This window comes from Mycoplasmopsis felis ATCC 23391, from assembly GCF_000701865.1.
Classification (GTDB): domain Bacteria; phylum Bacillota_I; class Bacilli_A; order Mycoplasmatales; family Metamycoplasmataceae; genus Mycoplasmopsis; species Mycoplasmopsis felis.
In genome coordinates this window covers 1-24,937 of sequence record NZ_JNKA01000015.1, presented here as the reverse complement: position 1 = coordinate 24,937, position 24,937 = coordinate 1, and the positions used below count along the sequence as shown (strand labels likewise).

Annotated in this window: 24 protein-coding genes, 1 tRNA gene and 1 pseudogene; 21 read left to right on the top strand and 5 right to left on the bottom strand. The window is 25.5% G+C overall.

Annotated elements, in window-relative coordinates; all coding sequences use genetic code 4:
• Positions 1–217, top strand: a pseudogene (locus T405_RS03945) (deoxynucleoside kinase); the annotation flags it as partial.
• Positions 217–882 carry a deoxynucleoside kinase gene (locus T405_RS02120; protein WP_036430615.1) on the top strand — a complete coding sequence of 222 codons (666 nt, stop codon included), beginning with the start codon at positions 217–219 and terminating at the stop codon, positions 880–882. The pseudogene T405_RS03945 and the gene T405_RS02120, both read left to right, overlap by 1 nt.
• A gap of 46 nt (positions 883–928) precedes the next feature.
• Here the strand turns inward: T405_RS02120 and rbfA are convergent, their stop codons facing one another.
• The 4 genes from rbfA to T405_RS02100 all read right to left on the bottom strand — a co-directional run bounded on the left by rbfA (position 929) and on the right by T405_RS02100 (position 2,530).
• Positions 929–1,267 carry a 30S ribosome-binding factor RbfA gene (gene rbfA, locus T405_RS02115; RefSeq protein ID WP_036430614.1) on the bottom strand — a complete coding sequence of 113 codons (339 nt, stop codon included), beginning with the start codon at positions 1,265–1,267 and terminating at the stop codon, positions 929–931.
• 37 nt (positions 1,268–1,304) lie between these two features.
• Positions 1,305–1,381, bottom strand: a tRNA-Arg gene (locus tag T405_RS02110).
• Positions 1,382–1,458: 77 nt separating this feature from the next.
• Positions 1,459–1,674, bottom strand: a complete 216-nt coding sequence (locus tag T405_RS02105; protein WP_036430612.1) for a hypothetical protein — start codon at positions 1,672–1,674, stop codon at positions 1,459–1,461.
• A 1-nt stretch (position 1,675) separates the two neighbouring features.
• Positions 1,676–2,530, bottom strand: a complete 855-nt coding sequence (locus T405_RS02100) for a DegV family protein (RefSeq protein ID WP_036430621.1) — start codon at positions 2,528–2,530, stop codon at positions 1,676–1,678.
• Between the two features lie 105 nt (positions 2,531–2,635).
• On the opposite strand from T405_RS02100, the gene T405_RS02095 reads away from it, so the two are divergent.
• The 10 genes from T405_RS02095 to T405_RS02050 all read left to right on the top strand — a co-directional run bounded on the left by T405_RS02095 (position 2,636) and on the right by T405_RS02050 (position 12,946).
• Complete coding sequence (locus T405_RS02095) at positions 2,636–4,228, top strand: MAG5620 family putative phospho-sugar mutase (protein ID WP_036430610.1); 1,593 nt, start codon at positions 2,636–2,638, stop codon at positions 4,226–4,228.
• 76 nt (positions 4,229–4,304) lie between these two features.
• Entirely contained in the window at positions 4,305–5,201 is an 897-nt protein-coding gene (locus T405_RS02090; RefSeq protein WP_036430608.1) for a hypothetical protein, read from the top strand.
• A 190-nt stretch (positions 5,202–5,391) separates the two neighbouring features.
• Positions 5,392–6,546, top strand: a complete 1,155-nt coding sequence (gene glpO / locus T405_RS02085) for a type 2 glycerol-3-phosphate oxidase (protein WP_036430606.1) — start codon at positions 5,392–5,394, stop codon at positions 6,544–6,546.
• Positions 6,547–6,554: 8 nt separating this feature from the next.
• The gene (locus tag T405_RS02080; RefSeq protein ID WP_036430604.1) at positions 6,555–7,952 is read left to right on the top strand and encodes an MFS transporter; all 1,398 of its coding nucleotides are present in this window, start codon (positions 6,555–6,557) and stop codon (positions 7,950–7,952) included.
• Positions 7,945–8,673, top strand: coding sequence for a glycerophosphodiester phosphodiesterase family protein (locus T405_RS02075; RefSeq protein WP_036430602.1), 729 nt, complete (start codon positions 7,945–7,947; stop codon positions 8,671–8,673). The genes T405_RS02080 and T405_RS02075 overlap by 8 nt, the downstream gene beginning before the upstream one ends.
• A 9-nt stretch (positions 8,674–8,682) precedes the next feature.
• Positions 8,683–10,200: a glycerol kinase GlpK gene (glpK, locus tag T405_RS02070; protein ID WP_036430600.1), complete on the top strand. Its 1,518-nt coding sequence runs from the start codon at positions 8,683–8,685 to the stop codon at positions 10,198–10,200.
• Between the two features lie 8 nt (positions 10,201–10,208).
• Positions 10,209–10,964 (top strand): MIP/aquaporin family protein, encoded by a 756-nt coding sequence (locus T405_RS02065; RefSeq protein WP_036430598.1) that lies wholly within the window; start codon positions 10,209–10,211, stop codon positions 10,962–10,964.
• A 7-nt stretch (positions 10,965–10,971) separates the two neighbouring features.
• The gene (dhaK, locus tag T405_RS02060) at positions 10,972–11,955 is read left to right on the top strand and encodes a dihydroxyacetone kinase subunit DhaK (protein ID WP_036430596.1); all 984 of its coding nucleotides are present in this window, start codon (positions 10,972–10,974) and stop codon (positions 11,953–11,955) included.
• Positions 11,946–12,557, top strand: a complete 612-nt coding sequence (gene dhaL, locus T405_RS02055) for a dihydroxyacetone kinase subunit DhaL (RefSeq protein WP_036430594.1) — start codon at positions 11,946–11,948, stop codon at positions 12,555–12,557. The genes dhaK and dhaL overlap by 10 nt, the downstream gene beginning before the upstream one ends.
• Positions 12,557–12,946, top strand: a complete 390-nt coding sequence (locus T405_RS02050) for a PTS-dependent dihydroxyacetone kinase phosphotransferase subunit DhaM (RefSeq protein ID WP_258408958.1) — start codon at positions 12,557–12,559, stop codon at positions 12,944–12,946. Before dhaL ends, T405_RS02050 begins: the two co-directional genes overlap by 1 nt.
• 36 nt (positions 12,947–12,982) lie before the next feature.
• On the opposite strand, the gene recO is transcribed toward T405_RS02050, so the two are convergent.
• Positions 12,983–13,651: a DNA repair protein RecO gene (recO, locus tag T405_RS02045; RefSeq protein WP_036430590.1), complete on the bottom strand. Its 669-nt coding sequence runs from the start codon at positions 13,649–13,651 to the stop codon at positions 12,983–12,985.
• A gap of 86 nt (positions 13,652–13,737) precedes the next feature.
• On the opposite strand from recO, the gene T405_RS02040 reads away from it, so the two are divergent.
• The 9 genes from T405_RS02040 to dnaK all read left to right on the top strand — a co-directional run bounded on the left by T405_RS02040 (position 13,738) and on the right by dnaK (position 24,825).
• Complete coding sequence (locus T405_RS02040; RefSeq protein ID WP_036430588.1) at positions 13,738–14,043, top strand: hypothetical protein; 306 nt, start codon at positions 13,738–13,740, stop codon at positions 14,041–14,043.
• Positions 14,043–15,665: a DAK2 domain-containing protein gene (locus tag T405_RS02035; protein WP_036430586.1), complete on the top strand. Its 1,623-nt coding sequence runs from the start codon at positions 14,043–14,045 to the stop codon at positions 15,663–15,665. Before T405_RS02040 ends, T405_RS02035 begins: the two co-directional genes overlap by 1 nt.
• Positions 15,665–16,645, top strand: coding sequence for a phosphate acyltransferase PlsX (gene plsX, locus T405_RS02030; protein WP_036430584.1), 981 nt, complete (start codon positions 15,665–15,667; stop codon positions 16,643–16,645). Before T405_RS02035 ends, plsX begins: the two co-directional genes overlap by 1 nt.
• A complete protein-coding gene (gene rnc, locus T405_RS02025; protein WP_084271903.1) occupies positions 16,635–17,336 on the top strand; it encodes a ribonuclease III in 702 nt (233 codons plus the stop codon). Before plsX ends, rnc begins: the two co-directional genes overlap by 11 nt.
• 1 nt (position 17,337) lies before the next feature.
• Positions 17,338–20,280 (top strand): AAA family ATPase, encoded by a 2,943-nt coding sequence (locus tag T405_RS02020; protein WP_036430582.1) that lies wholly within the window; start codon positions 17,338–17,340, stop codon positions 20,278–20,280.
• Positions 20,281–20,300: 20 nt separating this feature from the next.
• On the top strand, positions 20,301–21,053 hold the full coding sequence (locus tag T405_RS02015; protein ID WP_036430580.1) for a hypothetical protein: 753 nt from the start codon (positions 20,301–20,303) through the stop codon (positions 21,051–21,053).
• A gap of 61 nt (positions 21,054–21,114) precedes the next feature.
• Entirely contained in the window at positions 21,115–22,110 is a 996-nt protein-coding gene (locus T405_RS02010; RefSeq protein ID WP_036430579.1) for a hypothetical protein, read from the top strand.
• Positions 22,110–22,964 (top strand): nucleotide exchange factor GrpE, encoded by an 855-nt coding sequence (gene grpE / locus T405_RS02005; RefSeq protein ID WP_036430577.1) that lies wholly within the window; start codon positions 22,110–22,112, stop codon positions 22,962–22,964. Before T405_RS02010 ends, grpE begins: the two co-directional genes overlap by 1 nt.
• 61 nt (positions 22,965–23,025) lie before the next feature.
• Positions 23,026–24,825, top strand: a complete 1,800-nt coding sequence (gene dnaK / locus T405_RS02000; RefSeq protein WP_036430575.1) for a molecular chaperone DnaK — start codon at positions 23,026–23,028, stop codon at positions 24,823–24,825.
• Positions 24,826–24,937 lie beyond the last annotated feature (112 nt).

Here is a 24,937-nt window from a genome sequence, read left to right as displayed (position 1 = left end):
AAGAGGGAGAGAAGTAGAAACAAATAACTATTTTCAAAATAAAAGTTATTTTGAAAATTTATTTAATGTTTATAAAGACTTATTTATTAAACAAGCAAATAAATATAATTTAAATTATGTAATTATTGATACAAATAATTTAACAGAAGAAGAAGTTTTAAAAAAAGCAATTTCTATCATAGATAATTTTGATTTATCAAATGTAAGTAGAAAATAATGGTTATAGCAATTAGTGGAATGATAGGTTCTGGCAAATCAACACTATCAAAACATTTAAATCAACATTATCATAAATCTTATTTGTTAGAAGAGTTTGCTCAAGATGATGATGTTTTTAATACTTTTTTGAAATGAGTTTATGAAAAAGAACCAAATATAGATATTGCTTTTCAATCATATATTATTGAATCACTATCAGATACTTTTGCTAAAAAAGAGAAATTATTTTTAAAAGATAGAAATCATAAAGAACACTATATGTTTCTAGATAGGTTTAACTTAGAGCATTATATTTTTGCACTTGTTACATTAGAAAAAAAACCATATAGATATACACAAGCATTTAATGCTTTATTCGAACATATTATTAATTTAAATGATAACCCTGATTTAGCAATCTTCTTAGATGCTGATTTTGATACTATTAAAAGTAGAATACTAAGTAGAGGAAGAAAGATTGAAATAGATAATTTTGAGATAAATGAATATTATTTAAAAAGATTACACTCTTTATATAAAGAATTATTTTTATTTTTAGTAAATAAATATAATATTCCCTATTATATTATTAATACAAATGATATTAATGATGAAAAGGTTTTAAATCAAACAATAGATTTTATAGATAAATATGATTTTACTAAATCTATTAGATATAAATAATTTATAAAAAATTTAACACAAGAAAACTAGAACAAAATATTTTGCTCTAGTTTTCTTCTTTTATTTTCCTTAATATTGCATCAATTGCAGAACCTGTTGCAGATACTTCATCTATAAAAAACCTTACTTCAGGAACTTTTCTTCAATTAAGTGATTTTGAAAGTATTTTACGAACATAACTTGCTGAACTATTTAATGCAATGATACCTTTTTGTACATTTTCTGATAAATTAACATACACTTTTAAAACTGATAAATCTGAGGATAATTTGACATCCATTACAACAGGATCAATAATATTAACGTTTGTTAAATCATTTTGAATTATGCTTGCTACTAATTGATGAACTTGTGATTCTTTACGTTTTAAACTAATTTGATTCATATATTTAAATTATATATTAAAAAAGGGTATAAAAAAATGGCGATCACGAGAGGATTCGAACCTCTGACCACAAGCTTAGAAGGCTCGTGCTCTGTCCATCTGAGCTACGCGACCACGCTAATATATAATACCACATTATTTTTATTTTTGTTTAAATTTATTAAATAAAAAATTAGAACATAAAAAATGTTCTAATTAACTATAATAATTTGTCATATTAGTATTCCAAGAAGAATTAAAATTAAAATAACTGAAATAATAGAAATAACATATATTTTAGTATTTTTTTTATATGTTTTTAATGCCTCTGGAGGTAAGGTGTTTTCTTGAATTATCGAATCAAACATTGAAGTATAGTGTTGATCTATTTCATTCTTTTTATTGTCTTTTCTTTTTTTAATCTTCATATTATTTATCTAATTCTAACATCACAGAAACAGCAAAGGCTTCAGGACCTGTGTGTGCAGCTATTGATGCAGGTGTATTTATTTTAGAAGTAGGTTTGATAAATTCATCAGATGTAATCAAGTTATTTACTTCATTATCAATTCCTGCTACTAAATCAACATATACATTTGCTTCTTTGTTATATGATTTTATTTCTTCGATAAAATCATTGACTAAATCAAATGCTTTATAAACTGCTTGTTTGAATGTTTTTTTAATTGAAATAGATTTTACTTTCCCTTCTAAGTCATAAGAAAGAATAGGGAACATTTTTAAGTAAGATAGAATAAATTTCTTTAATCCTGATAATCTACCACCATTTACTATAAATTGTAAATTTTTAGGAACAATAAATGTTCTAGATGTTTCATTTATATCATTTAACTTTGAATATAATTCATTTATACTTGCACCATTTTCATATAATTTTTTAAAATATTCTACAACTCTTATTATTTGGTTACCAAATAAATGATTTTCCATTGCATAAACATTATTTTTTTCAGATGCAACACTAATAAATTGTGAAAAAGTGTTTGATAATTCTTTTGAAACACCTAAATAAATAACATCATCATATTCATTTGATGTTTCTTCAATTGTTTGAACTATTAGGTTGTAATTTGGTAATGAAGTTTTAACTTTAACTTCTGTGTTCAGTTTTTTTAATAAATCTTGAGAATCTATTTCTTTCCCATCTTCATAAAAAACACCATCTATTTCTATTCTTAAAGGTAAAAATCTATAACCTTTTTCATTTGCTTGTTCTTGTGTTAATCCTGAAAAAGAATCAACAATTATTCCTAGTTTTTTCATAATTATTATTATATATAATAATTTTAAGAAAATATACATAGAACATTATAAATTATTAATTTTTATTTTTCGCTTTTTAGAACTATAAAATAATATAATTAATTAATGAAATTAAGTGAAAATCAATTAAAAAACTGATATTCCTTTTATTATGATCAGAATCTAATTCATTTAACATATAAGGAATTTTTATTAAAAATTAATGATAATTTATTAAATTTAGAAAATCCTAGAATAACATTTGATGGTATTGAATTTTTAAATAATAATATTTATGAGTTAAATTCTTTTAACATATACTATTTAATATTATTAATAGACATTTATTTATCTGAAAACATAAATAAAAGAAAAAAACAAATATTTTTAGGAAAAGATAATAACATAGATTTAGAAAAAATTATTTTACTTAAAAAGTTTTTTAATAAAAACAATATTAAAGTTTTTGAGTATAACATTTCATATGTTAATGATTTTATAGTTTTAAATACATTATCAGATATGGATTTGGATTTAGCAATTTACTTATATAAAAATGAGATAAATAATAAATATTATTTAAAAATATACAACAAAGATGGATTGTTATCAAAAGAAAAAATAAATGAATTAATAAACAAATCACATAATTTTGATAAAGAAATCAAGTTATCAGAAAATAAAGATTCAATTCAACTTAATATAGATAAATTTTTAAATTATTATATCAATAAAAATAATAATCATATAACCAAATCAGAATTTAAGGAAGATGTTTTGAATATAAAAATAACAATAGAAGATCCAAAATCAGAATATATCTTATTAAATTTGCTGAGAAAATTTGGTTATTTAGTAAAAAGAAATATTCAAAAATTTAAATGAGAAACAAAGATCAAAAAATATTTATGAATTTATTTTAAATGATTAAATTACAACTTAAATAAATATGATTTATTAATATATATTGATAAATTTAATCAATTATCAATTTATTTAAAAATAAAAAACAAATTTATTTTAATAAAAGATGAAGAGTTAACTTATCTATATATTAATTATTATTATTTAACATGAAAGCAAAATCAAGTATTAGAAAGGAATAAAATTTTTATCCCACATTACACTTCAAGTAGCATCTTAAATTTACTCAATAACTTCAATATTCCTTATGATTTTTTAAATAACTTAAAAACTAATGAAGTTCTCTTAGCAAATCAAAATAAATTCTTTTCATCTGAAATAGATAAATATTTTTCTTTTAATAATGTTCAATTTGTTTTAAACTTTTGTTTTATTTTGAGTTCATATAAAAATAATAATAATTTATTAGATTATAAGTTTTTAAAGATGAAAAAATATATGAATAAATACATAGTTAAAAATTATTCAACAAAATTCGAATACAAGAAAAATAATCAACTTATTCATTTATTTAAGTCTCAAAAAATTTTAAATAAATTTTTTTATATAGAAGAAAGTATTAATATAGATTTAAATACAATATATGACCATACATTTTTAAAATTAATAATTAAAGACAAAAATCAAAATGAATATATTACTTTCTTGTATTATGATTTTTATTTAAATAATTTTAATATTAAAATAGAAACTAAAAGAACCAAAAATATTTTTTTCTTCTGCATTCAAAAAATACTAATTTTTCAATTAAACAAAAGTATACAAAAAATACTAAATTTAACTAAACAAACATAGTTTTTTATTATTTTTAAAAATTTTATTTTGATTTTTATATATATATATATAATTAATGCAAAAAAGGAGAAAATATATGAAAAAAAGATTAATAAGTTTATTTATTAGTGGTTTTGCAATGTTTGGTGCAATTTCATGTGGCTATACATCTGAATCAGGAAGCAAAAAACCTATTACAGAAGTTGATACACCTATTAAAAATCCTTCTGATGACACACAAACACCTCCAGAAACAAGTCCAACACCTGAACCAAAACCAATGGATGGAGATTTAAAAACAGGAGAAGTAGATAATTTAGTTTTACCAAAAATAAACAACCCACTTAATAATTCAATATATTCATATAATAATTTAGCAAAATATAATGATATCTTTGATAAATCAACCAAAAATTTAAAAGATGAATACAAACAAGCAATTAAATTTTTAGATAATTACTTAAAATCAAGCAATGAACTTTTAGGTATTAATGTTTCAGAGGAAGAATTATATATTAGATTTAATAATGCCTTTACTTCTTTAGTTGATAAAAAAGAAAGAGTTTATCAAGTAAATAACAAATTATTTGATGAATATCCATTAGTATTAGAGGCTTCATTAAATGAGTTAATTGAAGAATATAAAAATAATCCAAAATTATCTGCAGAATTTAAAGAATATTTAGATGATTTAGATCTTAAAGAATTAGTTACATCGATTAAATTGAATGAAGAAGCAAAAGCAAAATTATTATTAACACATGAATTTTACGGAAGTGATTTTTGAAAAGGAAATCAACATAAATACTATAATGGAGTCCAAGAATACATAGGAGAACTATGATTTGTAAGAGTTAATGGTCCTAAACCTCCGTTTATTTATGAAGTATTAAAATCATCTGTAAAAGAAGCACTGGACAAAGAAGTATTAAAAAACTTCAAACCAAAGACAACAACTAGTTCAGGTAGACGAATTTCTTCATTATTTATATAAATCAATTATATAAGTAATTAATTTTATGGAATAACATATGGAATAATTTACCAAATATAAAAAATATGGAAAAAATACTTTTTTTCCATATTTTTTTATTCTTTTCAAGAGCCTACCCCCCCTATTTTCTTAGTCAACCTTAAATTTATTTATAATTATTAAGCACAAAATTTAATTAAGGAGAATTATTGTGAAACAGAAATATGATGTAACTATTATTGGTGGTGGTATCATTGGAGCTAGTATAGCTTACGAACTATCTCAATATAAATTAAAAACTTTATTATTAGAAAAAAACCCAGTTTTCGCTGATGAAACATCTAAAGGAAACTCTGGAGCAATTCACGGTGGTTTTGATCCTGATCCTGGAAAAATTGAAGCAAAACTAAATGTTTTAGGTAATGAACTATGAAGAACTAAAATCTTTAAAGATTTAGATTTTCCTAAAGTTCAAGTAGATTCATTGATACTTGCTTTTAATGAAGAAGAAATGAAACATGTACATATGTTATACGAAAGAGGATTAATTAACAAAGTTCCAAAAGAATTTCTTAAAGTAATTACTAAAGAAGAAGTTCTTAAAAAAGAACCTAATGTAAATCCAAAGGTATTAGGTGCACTTTTATGTACAAGTTCTTGAGCTATTGATCCTGTTAGAGCAACATATGCTTTCTTAGGAGCTAGTGAACAAAATGGAACAGAAGTTAGAAATAATTCAAATGTAGTTGATATTAAATACTTGAGCAATGAATTTGAAATTACATTAGGAGATGGACAAAAAATTTATTCAACTGTAATCATCAATGCCGCTGGACATTATGCAGATGTTTTAGCAGAAAAAGCAGGATATGGTGATTTTAAACAAACTACTAGACGTGGTGAATACCGTATTTTATCAAGAACAGAAGCAGGCATTGTTAATTCAATTTGCTTTAAAGTCCCTACAATCCATGGTAAAGGTGTTATTGTAGCACCAATGTTAGATGGTCGTGTGTTAGTTGGACCAACCGCTGAAGAAGGAGTTCCAAAAGAAGATACCAGATTAGTAACTAAAGAAAAATTTGATTATATTGGGCAAATTGGAAAAGAAATTATTCCTTCAATAAGACTTGAAAAAACAGAAATCACACTTGCTGGTTCACGTCCAATTGATATAGAAACAAATGACTTTGTTATCCGTAGTGCAAAAGATAATAAAGCATTTATTAATGCAGCAGGAATGCAATCACCAGCAATTGCATCAGCACCAGCAATTGCTATAGAAATTGCTAAATTAGTAGAAGAAGCAGGATTAAAATTAGAAAAGAAATCTAATTATAATCCAAAATATAAAGTTAGATTCTAAGGAGAATTATGATTGAAAAATTAAAAGGTTTAACTTGGAAACAAATAATAGCACTAATTATATTAGCTACAGCAGATGTTTTTGTTATTGCTGCACCATATTACATTAAAAATATTATTCCAAATTTACATACTTATTTAAATATCCGTGAAGATCAAGTTGCAACATTGACTTCTATTATAGGATGAGTAACTTTAATCACTCAATTACCGGGGGGGTTCTTAGCAAATAAATTTAGTTCCAAATGATTGTTATTTATTGCTGTATTTTCAACAGGAATTATAACAATATGATTTGGATTTAATATCTTATATTCATCAACTCAATCACCAGATTCATTATTTATTCAATATGCAATAATTTGAGGATTATGAGGAGTTAGTTCAACATTAGTGTTCTGAACTCCATTATGAAAATTAGTTTCTCAACAAACAACTAAAGAAAACCAAGGACTTGCATACGGAATTCAAGGAACTGCAAATGGTATTATTGGATTTTTCTTAATTTTTGTATTAGGATTATTAGTAAAAGATGTTTGATTCCCAACAGTATCTAAAGAATCATCAACAATCCCATTTGCTACATATGCCTTCTTAATAGCTGGATTTTTAGTTGCAACATCATTTTTAGTATTGTTTGGTGTCCCAGAAAAACAAATGAAAAAAAATACAGATAAATTGACATTTCAAAGAATCAAAAAGTCAGTTTTACAAGTGTATAAAGCACTTAAAAATTGAAAATTATGAGCTTTATCTATCTTTGTAATGGGTATGTATACTTTCCAAAGTGTTTTTGCATATTACTTATTACAACTTCTTCAAAATGCATATTTAGCCCCTGCAATTTTAGTTACTATAATTGGAGGAGTAAGAACATATGCTCTAAGAACTGCTGTATCAACATTTGTTGGAAGATGAGCAGATAAATTTAGATCATATGTATTGTTCTTAATTATTACTCTTGGTATAGGAATTATTATTGTTGGTTCAATTATCTTACTTGGTTATTTACCAGAAAGTCAAAATATTACATTAATTGTATTAAGTTCTACATTATATATCTTAGCTGGAGTTCTATCTTGAGGAATGGTTACTTTAAGATATGCACAAGTAGGAGAAATACATATAGAAAAAAATTCATATGCATCATCAGTGGCAGTTTTATCATTTATTGGTTTTTCAACAGATGCATGATTATACAATGTAACAGGAGCAGTAGGTAAAGCGTATACTCCTGAAGGAGCAACAAATACTTCAGTTACCGGATATCAAATTATTTTATTAATAACTTTATCAATTGCTCTAGTAGGTTTATTAGCTGGTCTAGCAGTTCATATTGCTAATACTAATGAACTTAAAAAATTAGGTAAAACAAATTACAGATTGAGAACACTAGAAAATGCCTAAACAATTAATTTTAGCTCATAGAGGTTATTCAGGTATTGCTCCAGAAAACACAGATTTAGCATTTGAAATGGCATATCAATATAATTTTGATGGTGTTGAATTAGATGTTCATTTAACTAAGGATAAAAAATTAGTTATTATCCATGATGAAACAACTAATAGAACAGCTTTAACTAATAAAGAAATTGAATTTAGTACATTAAATGATCTTAAAAAAGATGATCATAGTTTGTTTTTTAAATATAAAGTTAAAAGACAAACTATTCTCACATTAGAAGAATTTTTAGATAAATATTTAGATTTATATAAATTGATTAATGTAGAAATCAAAACAGATCAAAAAGAATATAAAGGAATTGAAGAAGAATTGAATAAATTATCATTAAAATACGGTGAAAAATATTTTTCTAAGATAGTTTTTTCTTCATTTAATTTTCAATCACTTCGTAATATGAGAAAACTAAGTTCTAAATATCAATTAGCATTTTTATTTTGAACAGAAACTCAATTTAAAGCAGTTTCAATTGAGGAAATGAAATCTATTTGTCAATATTTAAATCCATGAACAGTTTTATATGATAAAGATAAAAATAGATATAAACAAATTGGAATGCCTTTAATTTTGTGAACGTTAAGAAATCAAAAGAAATTCCAAGAATATCTTAATGACGAAATAGTTTATGCTCAAATAAGCAATTATAAATTTGAATCAAAACGATAGAAGGTCAAAATGAAAGATAAATACATTATAACTTTAGATTCAGGAACTACTTCTTGTAGAACATTGGTAGTAGATTACAATGGAAATATTCAAGCAAGTAGTCAAACAGAATTTACACAACACTTTCCACAATCAGGTTGAGTTGAACATGATCCATTAGAAATTTGAAATGTTCAATTATCAACAATGCAAAGTGCAAAACATAAAGCCAAAATAAAATCTGTAGATATAGCAGCATTAGGTATTACAAACCAAAGAGAAACAGTAGTTTTATGAGATAAAGAAACTGGTTTACCAGTTTATAATGCCATTGTTTGACAAGACAGAAGAACAACAGATTATTGTGAAACTTTAATAGCAAAAGGTTATTCAGAAAAATTTAGAGAAAAAACAGGACTAATAATTAACCCTTATTTCAGTGGTACAAAAATTCGTTGAATATTAAAAAATATTCCTGAAGCGCAAGAAAAATTAAAAGAAGGTAGATTATTAGCAGGAACTATTGACACATGATTGATGTGAAAATTAACAGATGGTCAAGTTCATGCAACTGATGTTTCAAACGCTTCAAGAACAATGTTATTTAATATTCATACATTAGATTGAGACAAAGAAATATTAGAATTATTAGAAATACCAAGAGAAATTCTTCCAGAAGTAAAACCTTCATCAGGACATTTTGGAATAGTATCACCTCATCATTGATCAAACAAAGCAACTGGTGAAGTTCCAATTACAGGAATAGCTGGTGATCAACAATCTGCTTTATTTGGACAGTTGTGTACAGAAGTAGGTATGGTAAAAAATACTTATGGAACAGGATGTTTTACATTAGTAAACACAGGTACAAAACCAGTTAATTCAAAAAATAAATTATTAACTACTATTGCATGAAAAATAGGACAAGAAAAAACAGTTTATGCTCTAGAAGGATCAGTGTTCATTGCAGGTGCTGCAATTCAATGATTAAGAGATTCATTAAGAATTTTATATAACTCAGCTGAATCAGATTTCTTTGCTTCATTGGTGGATGATGATCAAAGAGTTTATGTTGTTCCATCATTTACAGGTCTAGGAGCACCATATTGAGATTCATATTCACGCGGAGCTATATTTGGTTTAGAAAGGGGAACAAAAAGAGAACACATCATTAAAGCAACATTAGATTCGATTGCATATCAATCAAATGACTTGCTTAAGGCAATGGAAAAAGATTTAGAAAAACCAATTATTTTATTAAAAGTAGATGGTGGAGCATCTAGATCTAATTATTTAATGCAATTCCAATCATCTATTTCAAATCTAAAAGTTGAAAGACCATCTAATATAGAAACTACTGCACTTGGTGCTTCATATTTAGCAGGTTTAGCTGTTGGATATTGAAAAGATATTGAAGAAATTAAAAAAATTAATAAAACTGACAAAGTATTTAAACCACAATTAAATCAAAATGAAATTGATACCTTAATTAAAGGTTGAGATACAGCAGTACAAAAAACACTTAATTGAACAAAAGATATAAAATAAGGATAATTATGGGATTAGAAAGATTAGATATTTTATCTGAATTCTTAGGAACATTAGTACTAATTTTACTTGGTAATGGTGTAGTATATAGCGTTTCAGGGAAGAGAATGTTTGGAAATCAACCAGGAAAATGAGTTGTAATTATTTTAGGTTGAGGTTTAGCAGTTTTTGCTGGTGTTATTGTTTCACAATCATTAGGAGGTTCTGCTCACTTAAATCCTGCAGTTACAGTTTTTGATTTAGTATCATCAAAATTTAACGACCCTATTAAATTAGTTTACATTCCTGTGCAACTTTTAGGAGCAATGGCAGGACAAATTATATTAAACTTCATTAACTGAAAACACATTCAAGAAACAGATTTATGAAGTGTACGTGGTTCTCATTGTACAGGTCCAGCATATTCAGGAAAAGAAAAAGCTTCAATCTTTAATTTTGCATATGAATTAGTAGGAACAATGCTATTAGTGGGATTGGTATTAGCTTTCTCTAAAGGAAATAATGTTTTAAGTTTAGCTACATTTGGACCAATTCCTGTTACTTTAATAGTTATTGCAATTGGTGCATCTTTAGGTTCTTCAACAGGATATGCTATTAATCCTGCTAGAGATTTTGGACCAAGAGTTATTTATTACTTAACAGAAAGATTATTAATGAAAAACAGAAAACAAGAATTTGTAGGTGGAAATTGAAGTTATTCATGAATACCAGTTCTAGCACCATTAACAGGCGGATTATTGATAGGATTATTTTCATTAATATAAGGAAAATATGAAGAAAATTATAAACAAAACAGAAAATATCGTACAAGAAATGATACAAGGTATTGTTAAAACAAATAAAAAAGTAAAGCAATACCGAGATTTCAATGTTATTTACAATAAAGATTTTGATAAATCAAAAGTTGCTTTAATTTCAGGTGGTGGGTCTGGACATGAACCTTCACATATGGGATTTGTAGGAAAAGGAATGTTATCAGGAGCAATAGCAGGCGAAGTTTTTACATCACCAACTCCAGACCAAGTAGAAGCAGCAATAAATGCGGTAGATTCACAAAAAGGTACCCTTTTAATTATTAAAAACTACACAGGTGATAAATTAAATTTTGAAATAGCTCAACAGTTAGCACAAGCAAATGGTAAAAATGTTGAAACAGTTTTAGTTGATGATGATGTAGCAGTAGAAAATTCAACTTGAACAATAGGAAGAAGAGGAATAGCAGGTACAGTTTTTGTTCATAAAATTGCAGGAGCTTTAGCGGATAAAGGTGCATCATTATCAGAAGTAAAAAATATAGCAGAAAAAGTTATAAAAAATGTTCGTAGTTTCGGTATTTCTCTTAACTCTATTTATATTCCAACTACAGGTAAAAAATCATTTACTTTAGGTGAAAAAGAAATAGAATTTGGTTTAGGTATCCATGGTGAACCTGGAGTTAAAAGAGAAGAAATAAAACCATCTAAAGAAATAGTTAAAGAAATGCTAGATTTAATTTTAAAAGATTATGATTATAATAACTCAGAAGCAGCATTAATGGTTAATGGTTTAGGTGGTACACCAGAAATGGAATTATTCATTGCTACTAATGATATTCATAATTATCTAGAATCTAAAAATATTAAAATTTACAGTTCTCATGTGGGTAATTTTATGACCTCACTAGAAATGCAAGGAATGTCAATTTCATTATTAAAATTAGATAATGAATTAAAAGAATTATTAGACTTTCCAACAGAGGTAAGAAATTGAAAATAGAATATCAAAAGTTTATTGATGCTATTAAAGAAATAAGTAAAGAAATCAATGAAAATCAAGATTGACTATCTGAATTAGACCAATCAGTAGGTGATGGAGATCATGGTGTAAATATGTCTCGTGGGTTTAATGAAGTAGCTAAACTAGATCATACTAATTTAAGTTTATCAAACTACATTAGTTTAATTGGTAGAACCTTAATGTCTAAAGTAGGTGGAGCATCTGGGCCTTTATATGGAATGTGTTTTATGAATACAGCAAACAATATAAAAGAAAGCCAATCATTTACTTTAAAAGAGTTAAAAATACTTGTTCAAAATTTTGTTAATACTCTAACTACGTTGGGTAAAGTTAAAGAAAATGAAAAAACAATGTTTGACGTTTGAAAGCCATTAAATGATTATTTAGTTAATATTAATGAAATAAATGTAGATATAAAAAATAATTTAATTAATTTTATTTTTGATTGTGCTCAAAAAACCAAAGATATGATTGCAACAAAAGGAAGAGCATCGTATTTAAAAGAAAGATCAACAGGAACAATTGATCCAGGTTCTTATTCAAGTTATATAATTTTAAAAAACATAATCAATAATTTATAATGCAGAAACTATTTATAATAATTTCACATTATGAAAAATTAGCACACACTATTAAAGATTATTTTCAAAAAATGCTTCCAATAAATAATGAATATATTATTTTACAATCAATTGGTGGAATAAATAATGGTTCAGAACTAGGTACAGATCCTATTGCATTAATGGACTTGATTAATAGTTATAAAGAAATCAAAGAAGTTATAATTTTTTCTGATTTAGGTTCTGCTACCTTATCTGCTGAATCAGTTTGTTCAATGATAACAGACAAAGAAATTTTTGTTTCAAAAGGAGCATTAATTGAAAATGGATTTTCTGCTTATGTTTTAGCAAATAGTGGAGCTGATTTTAAAGATGTTATAAATGCTTCACAAGAACCTATCATAAAATAAAAAAACAAGGTACTTTAAACAAAGTACTTTGTTTTTTTATACATAATATCCAGCATTTTTAATCAAATACTTTAGTTCATTTATTCATGTATGGATTTGATTAAAATATCCATTCATAAGAAGTTTATCTATATTAAAATATAGAGATCAAAACAAAATTAATTCATCATTCGATTTATATATAATATTTGAATGCTTAGAACAAATAAAACCACCTTCTATAATTGAAAAGTCAACTAAATTCTTATTAGAAAAACAAGTTCTACATTTATTAAAACTAGGTTGGATACCAAAATAAGTAGTGGCTTGAGCATAAAAATAAGCTAAAAATAAATCGACATTATCTTGATTTATTTTTTTTATATGAGTTAAGTACTCATTATATAAATGATTTTTTTGATTTATATTTTTAAATAATTTAACTATATCACTTACAAATAAGTTAATTTTAATATCAATTAGAGAAATGTTAACTAAAAGGTTTACCTTTTTCATTCTTCCAATTTTATCTTTTAGTCTAGCTTTAAAATATTCAATTTCAACAATTGAACCTATTTGTAAGTTATTGCGGTTCTTAGATGTCTGTTTATTTAGACCTTGAGTATATAAAGTTAATAAGCCATTAGAAGTAAAAAAAGAAACTAAGAAATCATTTTCTCCGGTTTGATGTATTTCTAAAACAATCCCATTAATCAAACTCACCATATTTAAATTATAATAATTTATAGCAATATATATAATATAATGAATTTGGTATAATTTAAAAAGTTTATCAATAAATTGAGGTTATTATGGAACAAACACAAATTTTAGATTTATTTTTGAATATTGCTAAATCTATCCCTGGAATTAAAGAAATACATAATTTATCAAAACTTGATAACACTATCTTAAATCAAAGTGAAATAATAGAAAAAGAAAGAGTTAGTGTAATGAAAAATAAAGATGGTTATGATTTTTTCATTACAGTGACCCTTTTACTAGATATCCCAGTTAAAGGAGTTGTAGCTGAATTTCACCAAAGATTAGCATATGAACTTAAGAAAATTGATTGTAATTTAAATAAATTGACAATTATAGTAAAAGGAGTTAAATAATGTCAAAAGTTTTCTTAAATACTAATGATTTTTATTTAGGTATCTTATCTGGATCAAATTCATTAGTGAATGCAAAAAATAAAATAGATGCATTAAACGTTTTTCCTGTTCCAGATGGTGATACAGGAACTAATATGTCTTCAACTATATCACAAGCTATATCTAAACTCGAACAAAAAAAAGATTTGTCAATAGGTGAATTTACAAAAGAGTTAGCATTAAATATGATGTATGAAGCAAGGGGTAATTCAGGAGTTATTTTAAGCCAGATTTTTAAAGGATTTTCTTTAGGTTGTTCAAACAAAGAATATTTAACATTACCAGAATTACTAGAAGCATTTAATCTAGCAACAGAACGTGCTTATAAATCTGTATTCACTCCAGTAGAAGGAACTATTCTAACAGTAATTAGAGAAACATCAGAAAAATTATCAAATGAATTTAAAGATAAGACAGATGTTTCATTAATAGATTTCTGAAAAAAAGTCGTTGAATTTTCTCGTAAAAGTTGTGATGAAACTCCTAACAAACTAAAAACACTTAGAGAAGTAGGTGTAACAGATTCTGGTGGCGAAGGTTTATACACAATTTTTGTAGGTTTTTATGAGTATTTAAAAGGTAATTTTGTTCAAAAGAAAGATAAAAGCGATGAAGTTTCAGTTTTCTTAAGTGATACTGAAGTATATTCTGGTGAATTTGGTTATTGTACTGAAGTATTAATCGATTTAACAGAACCAGATAAATTTGATAAACAAATGTTTTCTAATGAATTAGAGAAAATTTCTAATTCATTAGTTATTGTATCTGATAACAACTTATTAAAGGTTCACGGACATACAATTACTCCAGGTGATTTTTTAAATGTATCTCAAAAATATGGTGAATTCATAAAAATAAAATCAGAGAATATGACTTTACAAGCAAATAATTCCAAAGCAAAAGTTATAGCAAATGAAGAAGACTTAAATGAGTGTGGAATTATTTCATGTAATTTAGGTTCAGGTATCATTCAAAGAATGAAGGATTTGGGTTGTGATTATGTAGTTGAATCTGGTCAAACACAAAATCCATCTGCACAAGATTTAATTAATGCAATAAATAAGGTTAAAGCTAAGACAGTTTTTATTTTACCTAATAACTCAAATATCATTTTAGTAGCTCAACAAGCAGCCCAAGTTATAACAGATAAAAACATTGTAGTAATTCCTACTAAAACTCAAATACAAGGACTAGCTGCTATCTTTAATTTTAATTCTGAATTATCACAAGAAGAAAATAATGAATTAATGTTAGATGCAATTACTGAAATAAAAACAGGAGAAATAACACAAGCAGTTCGAGATACCAAATTAAACAATATTAAAATTAAAAATAATGATTATTTAGGTATAGTAGACGGAAAAATTATTACTTCTAATTCTGAAATAGAAGAAACATATAAAACTTTAATTGATAAAATGGTAGAAAAATCAAGTCAAGTAATAACAATTTTTTATGGTGATAATGCTAATTCTTTTGATGTAGAATCACTAACTAATTATATCGAATCTCATTATGAAGTTGAAATTGAAGTAATTGAAGGAAATCAACCAAATTATCAATTTTTAATAGGAGTTGAGTAATGCAAAAAACAATTGTTTTTGATGCAAACGGACTTGATTTAGGTGTAGATGTAGTATTAAAAGGAACTCTTGATTTTGTTATAAACAAAAAAAATGTTAATGTAGTTCTAATCGGAGACTTTAAAAATAAAAATATCTCAAATCTTCCTAATAACATTAAAATAATACAAAATGATTTAAAACCAAGTAATCCAAGAAATATTAGGGAAACATTAAAAGAAAATATTTCAATAAATCAAGCAATAGAATACTTAAAAGAAAATAATGCTCATGGAATAATTTCTGGTGGCGATTCAGGAACATACATAAGTTCACTAACTTTTAAAACCAAAAGAATAGAAAATATTTCGCGTCCTGCATTTATGCCTATTGTAAATTGTTTAAATGGTTCTAAAATGATTTTGTTAGATGTAGGAGCTAACATAGAAGTAAAACCTGAATATTTAGTTGAATGAGCAAGACTAGGTGATATTTTTCACAAAACCATTTTTAATACAAAAGAACCAAAAATTTCTCTTTTAAATATCGGAACAGAAGAATATAAAGGTTCAGAAATAGTTAGACAATCAAGTGAACTTTTGAAAAATACTAACTTAAATTACATAGGTTTTTCTGAAACCAGAAATTTATTAGAAGGAAATATCGATGTTGCTGTTATAGATGGTTATGGTGGAAATTTAGTTATTAAAAGTTATGAAGGGGCAATTGTTAGTTTTAAAAATGAACTAAAAAGAGAAATAAAGAATAGTTTCTTATCAAAAATAGGCGCATTACTTTTAAAAAAATCATTTAAAAAGATATCTAAAAAACTAGATTTTAGAACAGTTGCAAATGCATGAGTTATTGGAGTTAATGCTTTAGCACTTAAAATCCATGGTTCTGCTGATGAAATAGCTATTTATAATGCATTAATACAAATGTCTGATGCTATTGATAAGGATTTATTAAATAAACTGAAAGGTGCAATTAATGAATCATAATCAAAGATTATTAGAATTTTTAAAAAAAGAAAATATTACGCCTAAAAACTTACAAACATATATATTAGCTACAACTCATAAGTCTTATAATATCAAAGATAAAACAAAACTTTTAAACTATGAACGCTTAGAATTTCTTGGTGATTCATTATTGGCTTTTGTAACTGCATGAACTGCATTTAAAAAAATGCCAAATCATAGTCAAGGTGAACTATCTCGTTGAAAAGCTTCTGCCGTACAAACAGAAACTCTTTCTGAAGTATCAAAAAAATTAAATTTATTACCTTTGTTAAAAACAGGACCAGGACAAATGAAGGAAGATGTTATTAACTCACCTAAGGTTCAAGCAGATATTTTTGAATCAATGGTTGGAGCAATTTGTTATGATCAAGGAACAAATAGAGCAATTCAATTTATCTATGATTATCTATTAAATCCAAATCTCGAAAAAGATATTATAGATAATTTTAGTACTCATAAAGACCCTAAAACAGAATTGCAAGAACATTTTCAAAGTATGACTAAAAATAGTGTACATTATGTTCTAGAAGAAATAGAAGACAAGAAGTTTTATGCAAAAGTATATCATAGTGGAATTCTCTATGGTGAAGGCATAGGACATTCCAAAAAAGAAGCAGAAACAAATGCAGCAAAACAAGCATTAGAAAAACACATAAAGAAAGGAGAATAAAATGAAATTAATCAAATTAGAAGCATTAGGTTTTAAATCATTTGCAGAACCTATTACACTACGTTTTAATGGTGGTGTAGTTGGAATTGTTGGACCTAATGGTTCAGGAAAAAGTAATATTAATGATGCCATTAGATGAGTTCTAGGCGAACAAAGTTCTAAAGAATTACGTGGTGATACAATGGAAGACGTTATTTTTTCTGGTTCTAAAACCGTTCAACCAATGAATAAAGCTCAAGTTACATTAACTTTTGATAATAGAGATAGATTATGCTCAATTGATACTGATTTAGTTGTTATTTCTCGTTTATTAGAAAGAGGAAAAGGAACTAATGAATATTTTTTAAATGGTGAAAAATGTAGACATAAAGATATTAAAGTTTTAGCAATGGAAACAGGTATTGGAAAAAGTTCTTTAGCTATAATCTCCCAAGGAACAGTTTCTGATATAGCAAATTCAAATGATGAAGATAGAAGATTAATTTTTGAAGAAGCAGCTGGTGTTTCAAAATATAAACTTAGAAGAGCAGAATCAGAAAGAAAATTAATTAATTCTGAATCTTCTTTAAAAACAGTAGAAACCATTGTTAAAGAACTTGAAAAACAATTAATTCCTTTAAAAACTAAAGCAGAAAAAGCTTTGAAATATAAAGCAATGTTTGATGAACTAAAAACTGTTGAGATAGGTTATTTAGCACATGAAATTGAATCGAATACAGAATTATATGAACAACTTAGCAATGAACTAGAAGGAGTTCAAGAAACTAAAGATTCATATTCAAGAGAAATAGAAACTATCAAAGAACAAATTCATCAAAAAAGAGAATCTTTAAAAGAATTAAATTCAAAAATATCAAAAGCAAATGGTAAAAAAGAAGGTATTGAATCTTTATTAAAAAATATGGAAGATTCAGTGAATGAAGAAAGAATTCGCCGTAATTTAATTATTTCTGGTCAATCTATAGTTTCAGAACAAGAAAGAATTCAAGCCATAATTTTAGAATTACAAACATGAGAATCTAAAGAAAAATACTTGCAAGAATCATTAACAGAATCAGAAAACAAAAGAAAAGAAACTGAAGATAAAATTAAATTAGCAGAACAACAAGTAAATGAAACTAATAGAAAAATAAATGAACTTAGTACACGTTTGCATAAATTAAATGGACGTTTAGAACATCTTAAACAGAAGTTAAGACATGATACTAATTTGTCAAGAGGAACTGCATCTATAGTTCAAAATAAAGTTTTATTTAAAGGATATATAGGTCTAGTTTCAGAATTGTTTAGTGTTCCTAGAGAATATACAATAGCAATTGAAACTATTCTAAAACATGCTTCCCAAAATATAGTTGTTCAAAATCAGGATGTTGCAATCAAAGGAATTGAATATCTCAAGAAAAATGAAAGTGGTAGAGCAACATTTATTCCTTTATCTTCGCTTAAACCAAAATTTGTTCGTGATGATTATTTAATGATTGCAAAAAATCATCGTTCTTTTGTAGGAATTGCTAGTGAATTAGTTTCAATAGACGAAAGACATCAAATTTTAAATGATTATTTACTTGGAAATATTTTAATAGTAAAAGATATTCAGTCAGCAGCAGAATTATCTAAAACACTAGAAAATAGATATATGATAGTTTCTTTAGATGGAAATGTTATAAGAACTGGTGGAATAATGGTTGGTGGAGAAGCAGAAATTAGTAATATTTTAGGTATTCAGGCACATATTGATGAACTAAATGCTGAAAAACCAGGGTTAGAAAATGTTCTTCATCAACTAAGAAAATCACTTTCAAATTATGAACAAAGTATAAAAAATGATAGAGTAATGTTTTCTAATTATGATTCAAGAGTAATGACAACCTTATCAGAATTAAAAAGTGCTCAAAACAAAATTACTAAATTTAAAACTGATATATCTTTATCAAAAGAACATAATAAAGATTTTAATATATCAGATTCTTCATTATCAGAAGATAAAATAGCTGAACTAAGAAGAGACTTAAGTGTAGTTAAATATGACATTCAATCAAATTTAGCAATCAAAGAATCAGTAGAAGCAGATTTAAGTGTTTTAGATGAACAAAAAGATAAATTAGTAGAATTATCTAACACTTTAAATACTTCATTCTTTGAAAAAACAAATTTATTTAATAAAACACAAAATAAATTAGAAAAACACAAAGAAAGACTTGGTGAACATTATCAATTAACTTTAGAATATGCAAAAGAACATTTCCCATTAACTATTTCACTTTCACAAGCTGAAGAAATCGTTAAAGACCTAAGAAGAGAAATAGATCAATTAGGAATTGTAGACTTAAATTCAATTGAAGAATTAAATGAAGTTCAAAAAAGATATGATGAACATGTTGCTAATAAGGATGAAGTTTACCAAGCAATTGAGATATTAAAACAAGCTATTGATGAATTGGATAAAAAAATTACAATGAGATTAACTAATATAGTAGATGATGTTAATCAAGAAATGCATAAAGTGTTTTCATCAATGTTTGGTGGAGGAACTGCAAAAGTAGAATTTGTAGACCCCAAAAATATATTAGAAAGTGGAATTAGTATTTTTGCTCAACCTCCAGGAAAAAGTATTAAAAACTTAAAACTATTTTCAGGTGGAGAAAAGTCATTGATTGCTATTTCTTTATTATTTGCTATTCTAAGAGCAAGACCTTTACCTTTATGTATTCTAGACGAAGTAGAAGCAGCATTAGACGAAGCTAACGTTGTTCGTTTTGCAGAATATCTTCAAGAATTAAAATCTAAAACACAATTTTTAGTAATTACACATAGACCAGGTACAATGTCTAGAGTAGATGCAATAATAGGTGCAACAATGCAAACAAGAGGTGTTACATCAGTCTTTAGCGTTAAATTAGATGATGCCAAAAAATTAATAGATAAAGAAAACCATCCAAATTAATATTTAATTTAAGGAATATAATGTATGAAACTTTATCAGTAGCATTATTTGCTATTTTAATAATTATAAGTATTAAATTTATTAAAGATGCATTTTTAGTAAGAAAGTTTTATTTAAAAAATATTATTTATAAAACTACTAAAAAATGAATGTTAATTAATTCTTTAATTTTATCTTTTTTATTAATTCCACCTTTTGTTTTATTAATTTTAATTGGAACTAAAAGTATATCAATTTATGATTTTAACAATGTTGATATTTTAGAAAAAACAGATAATATTTTTTTACTTTATCATTTTTGAATTTATTTATCTTTAGTTGTCTTTTTAGTTCCTGTCATTTTATTCAATTATTATTTTTGATATATATCAAAAATAAATTCATATTTAACAACAAATGAAATACAAGATTTTAATTTGGATAGAATAAAGGATTTTGATGTTGAAAATTCTTATATAGTTGTAAAACATAAAAGAAAAAAAGATTATGAAGAACAACATATAAGATTTAAAGACTATATATCTAGTACTTTATTATGAAGAAAAATATCTATTAAACTTTATTATAAAAGTATAGTTAAAAAATGTCTTTACTTTTATTTAAGAAGTCCACAAAAATTAGAGACTAAAAGGAATCAGTTTAACAATTCAAATGAAGCTTTATTAGTGTTAGTGCATTCAGCAATTAGATTTTTAAACATAACTTCTATTCAAAAAATAAAAACTCCAGAATTATGAAATACATGTCTTAATTTAGTAACCAAAAGCGGTTAACAAAAATTAGCAATTAAAAAAAAGAATTGCTAATTTTTTTCTTTTATGATAAAATTATCCTATGAAAAGAGAGTTGTTAAAAGTAGATGAAGAAAAAGTTTTAAAATATACTGTATTAATATATACTCAAAAAGGTGAATCTGTAAGCAGTGAAACTTTAATTAAGAATTATCCAGAAGAAATTACTTTCTCTTCTGCCAAAGTTCGATATATAATGACTAATCTCGAGAAGAAAGATTTTTTAACAAAACCTCACTTTTCAAGTGGTCGCATACCAACACCTAAGGGACTAAATTATTATGCTAATTATTTAAGTATAACTTATGAACAGAAGTTTTTAACTCAGTTAAATGCTAAATTATCAAGAAAAAATGATGACATAGATTTAACAGTAGAACAAGCAGTTAAAGTTATAACAGAAATGACAGACTTTACAATTGTAACTAAAAGTTCAGTTAAGTTAAAAAATATTCAACTAGTTCCATTAGATGAAACTAAAGTAACAGTTGTATTAGTTGTATCTACTGGTGATGTGTATTCCAAAATTATGAATATTTCACAAGGTATAAAATTACAAGATTTAAGGATAGCAATACGTATATTTAATGAAAGATTGCTTGATATAGATTTAGAACAAATACCTAAGTTTATTTATACACTAGCAGAAGTATTGGCTCAAGAAGTAAAAAATTATCAAGATGTTATTAATTCCTTTATTAGTCAAGTTTTTAATGAAAAACTAAAAATATATATGCAAAATAAGGTTTATGGAAAAAACAACTTGATTTTAAAAGAAGAAATAGATAGAAAGTCTTTAAGCGAAATGTTGAACTTAATTGAGAATTTTTCTGTTTGAGAAAAATTAGAAGAAACAGCAGATGAACAACAAAATCTTAAAATTTCTATTGATTCATCAAGAACTTATATGTCAAAAAAAATAGAAAGTAAATCTAATACAACAGAAATATCGATTTTAAGTACATCAGCAACTGATTATGACAAAATGAAAACAGCATTAAATGTTTTAGAAATGATATTAAAGAAAGGTAAGAAATAATGTTTAATGTAAAAAAATTACAAAAAGGAACAAAAATTAAAGGAGACTTTGAATTATATTTAGATAATGAACTAATTTTAGATTATAAAAAGGAAGACTTAGAATTAATTCTTGGTAATAACTCATACATAGATACTTTTGAAAATTTCTTGATAGGAAGAAAATATAAAGAAGAAATGGAAGTTTCATATATTTATCCTAAACATCATGAAAATAAAGAACTAGCTGGTAAATCAGCAAAAGTAATAATAAAGAATTTAGTAATTCTAGAAGAAGAAACACTAAATGATAACAATAAGATACAAGAATTAGAAAAAGAAATAGAAAACAAAGAAAATGAATTAAATTCTTTAAGAGAAAAAATATCTATTAAGGAATATGAAATTTTTAAACAAGTTCAGGAATTCAAGACCAAAGCTCAAGAAATAACAAAGAAAACACAAGAAACAATAGATAAAGAAAAAGAATTACTATTTGAAAAACTTCAGAAAGAAAAAGAAACTATTAAACAATTTGCATTGCAAAATTTTTTAGAGGATTTTATGATGCCTTTCAATAATTTAACTATGGCAGTTAATGCAGGAAGTAATTCAACGTCTCAAGAAGTTAAAAATTATAATTTAGGTTTCAATATTGTTTTACAACAATTCGAAAATGTATTTAATAATCATAATGTTGAATTAATTAAACCTGACTTGGAATCAGAATTTAATCCTGATGTTCAAGAAGTAATAGATTTTATTGAAGATAATACAAATAATATTATTAAAAAAGTAGTAAGTTATGGAATAAAATTAAATGGAAGATTAATCACACCAGCAAAAGTAATCCTGACAAAAAAATTTAGCAATTAAATTTGTTAATTGCTAAATTGTGTTATAATAAATTTATAAGAAAAGATATTAAGGAGAAAAAATGGCAAAAGAAATTATTTTAGGAATAGATTTAGGAACAACAAATTCAGTTGTTTCTATAATCGAAGGAAAAAATCCAGTAGTATTAGAAAATCCAAATGGAAAAAGAACTACACCATCAGTTGTATCATTTAAAAATTCAGAAATAATAGTAGGTGATGCAGCAAAACGTCAAATAGAAACAAACCCAAATACTATTGTTTCTATTAAAAGATTAATTGGAACTAATAAAACAGTTAAAGCAAATAATAAAGAATATAAACCAGAAGAAGTTTCAGCAATGATTCTTTCATATATGAAAGAATATGCAGAAGCTAAGTTAGGAAAAAAAGTTGATAAAGCAGTTATAACTGTTCCTGCATACTTTGATAACGCTCAGCGTGAAGCAACTAAAATAGCAGGTAAGATTGCTGGTTTAGATGTTTTAAGAATTATCAATGAACCAACAGCAGCAGCATTAGCTTTCGGTTTAGAAAAAACAGATAAATCAATGAAAGTTTTAGTATATGACTTAGGAGGAGGAACTTTTGATGTTTCAGTTCTTGAGTTAGAAGACGGAACATTTGAAGTACTTTCTACAAGTGGAGATAACCATTTAGGTGGAGATGATTGAGATAATGAAATTGTAAAATGAATGTCTAAAAAAATTAAATCTCAATATTCATATGATGTAGAAAATGATAAAATGGCTAAAAACAGATTGAAAGAAGCAGCAGAAAAAGCTAAAATCGATTTATCAAGTCAATCTGTAGCAACTATTAATTTACCATTTTTAGCTGTAACACCAGATGGGCCAATTAATGTTGAACTAGAATTAAAACGTAGTGAATTTGAAGATATGACTTCACACTTATTAGATAGAACAAGAAAACCAATTGAAGATGCATTAAGAGAAGCAAAAATTACAGCTGCTGATTTACATGAAGTTCTTTTAGTTGGTGGTTCTACAAGAATGCCAGCTGTTCAAGATATGGTAAAAAGAACATTAAACAAAGAACCTAATCGTTCAATTAACCCAGATGAAGTTGTTTCAATTGGAGCAGCAATTCAAGGTGCAGTTTTAGCAGGTGATATTGATGATATTTTATTATTAGATGTAACTCCTTTAACGCTAGGAATAGAAACACTTGGAGGAATATCAACTCCTTTAATAGCAAGAAATACAACAATACCAGTAACAAAGAGTCAAATATTTTCAACTGCAGCTGATAATCAAACTGAAGTAACAATTAAAGTTGTTCAAGGTGAAAGACAAATGGCAAATGATAATAAAACACTAGGACAATTTAATTTAGGTGGTATTGAACCAGCAAGAAGAGGTGAACCACAAATTGAAGTTTCATTCTCAATTGATGTTAATGGTATTACAACAGTTACTGCTAAAGACTTAAAAACAAATAAAGATGCTAAAATAACAATTTCTAATTCTTCAAAACTTTCAGAAGAAGAAATCCAAAGAATGATTAAAGAAGCAGAAGCAAATAAAGAAGCAGATTCAAAACGTAAAGAAGAAGTAGAAACAATCGTAAGAGCAGAAAGTTTAATTGATCAAATTAATAAAGGTAAAGCTGAACAAGGTGATAAACTAGATGAAAAATCTAAAGAAGAAACTGATAAAATGGTTAAAGAATTACAAGAATTAATTGATAAAAAAGACATTCAAGCTCTAAAAACCAAATTAGATGAAGTAGAAAATTTAATGCGTAATTTTGCTAACTATGCAGCACAGCAAAATGCAGCAAATCAATCAAATACATCTAATTCTAATAACGAAGAAACAGCAGAAGTTGTAGAAGAATAATGAAAATCACAATCTGAAAATGATTGTGATTTTTGTTGCTAAAATTATATTTCTGAAGTTTATATAAACCAAATGAAATACAATGTAAAACAGAGGAACCAACTTTTTATTT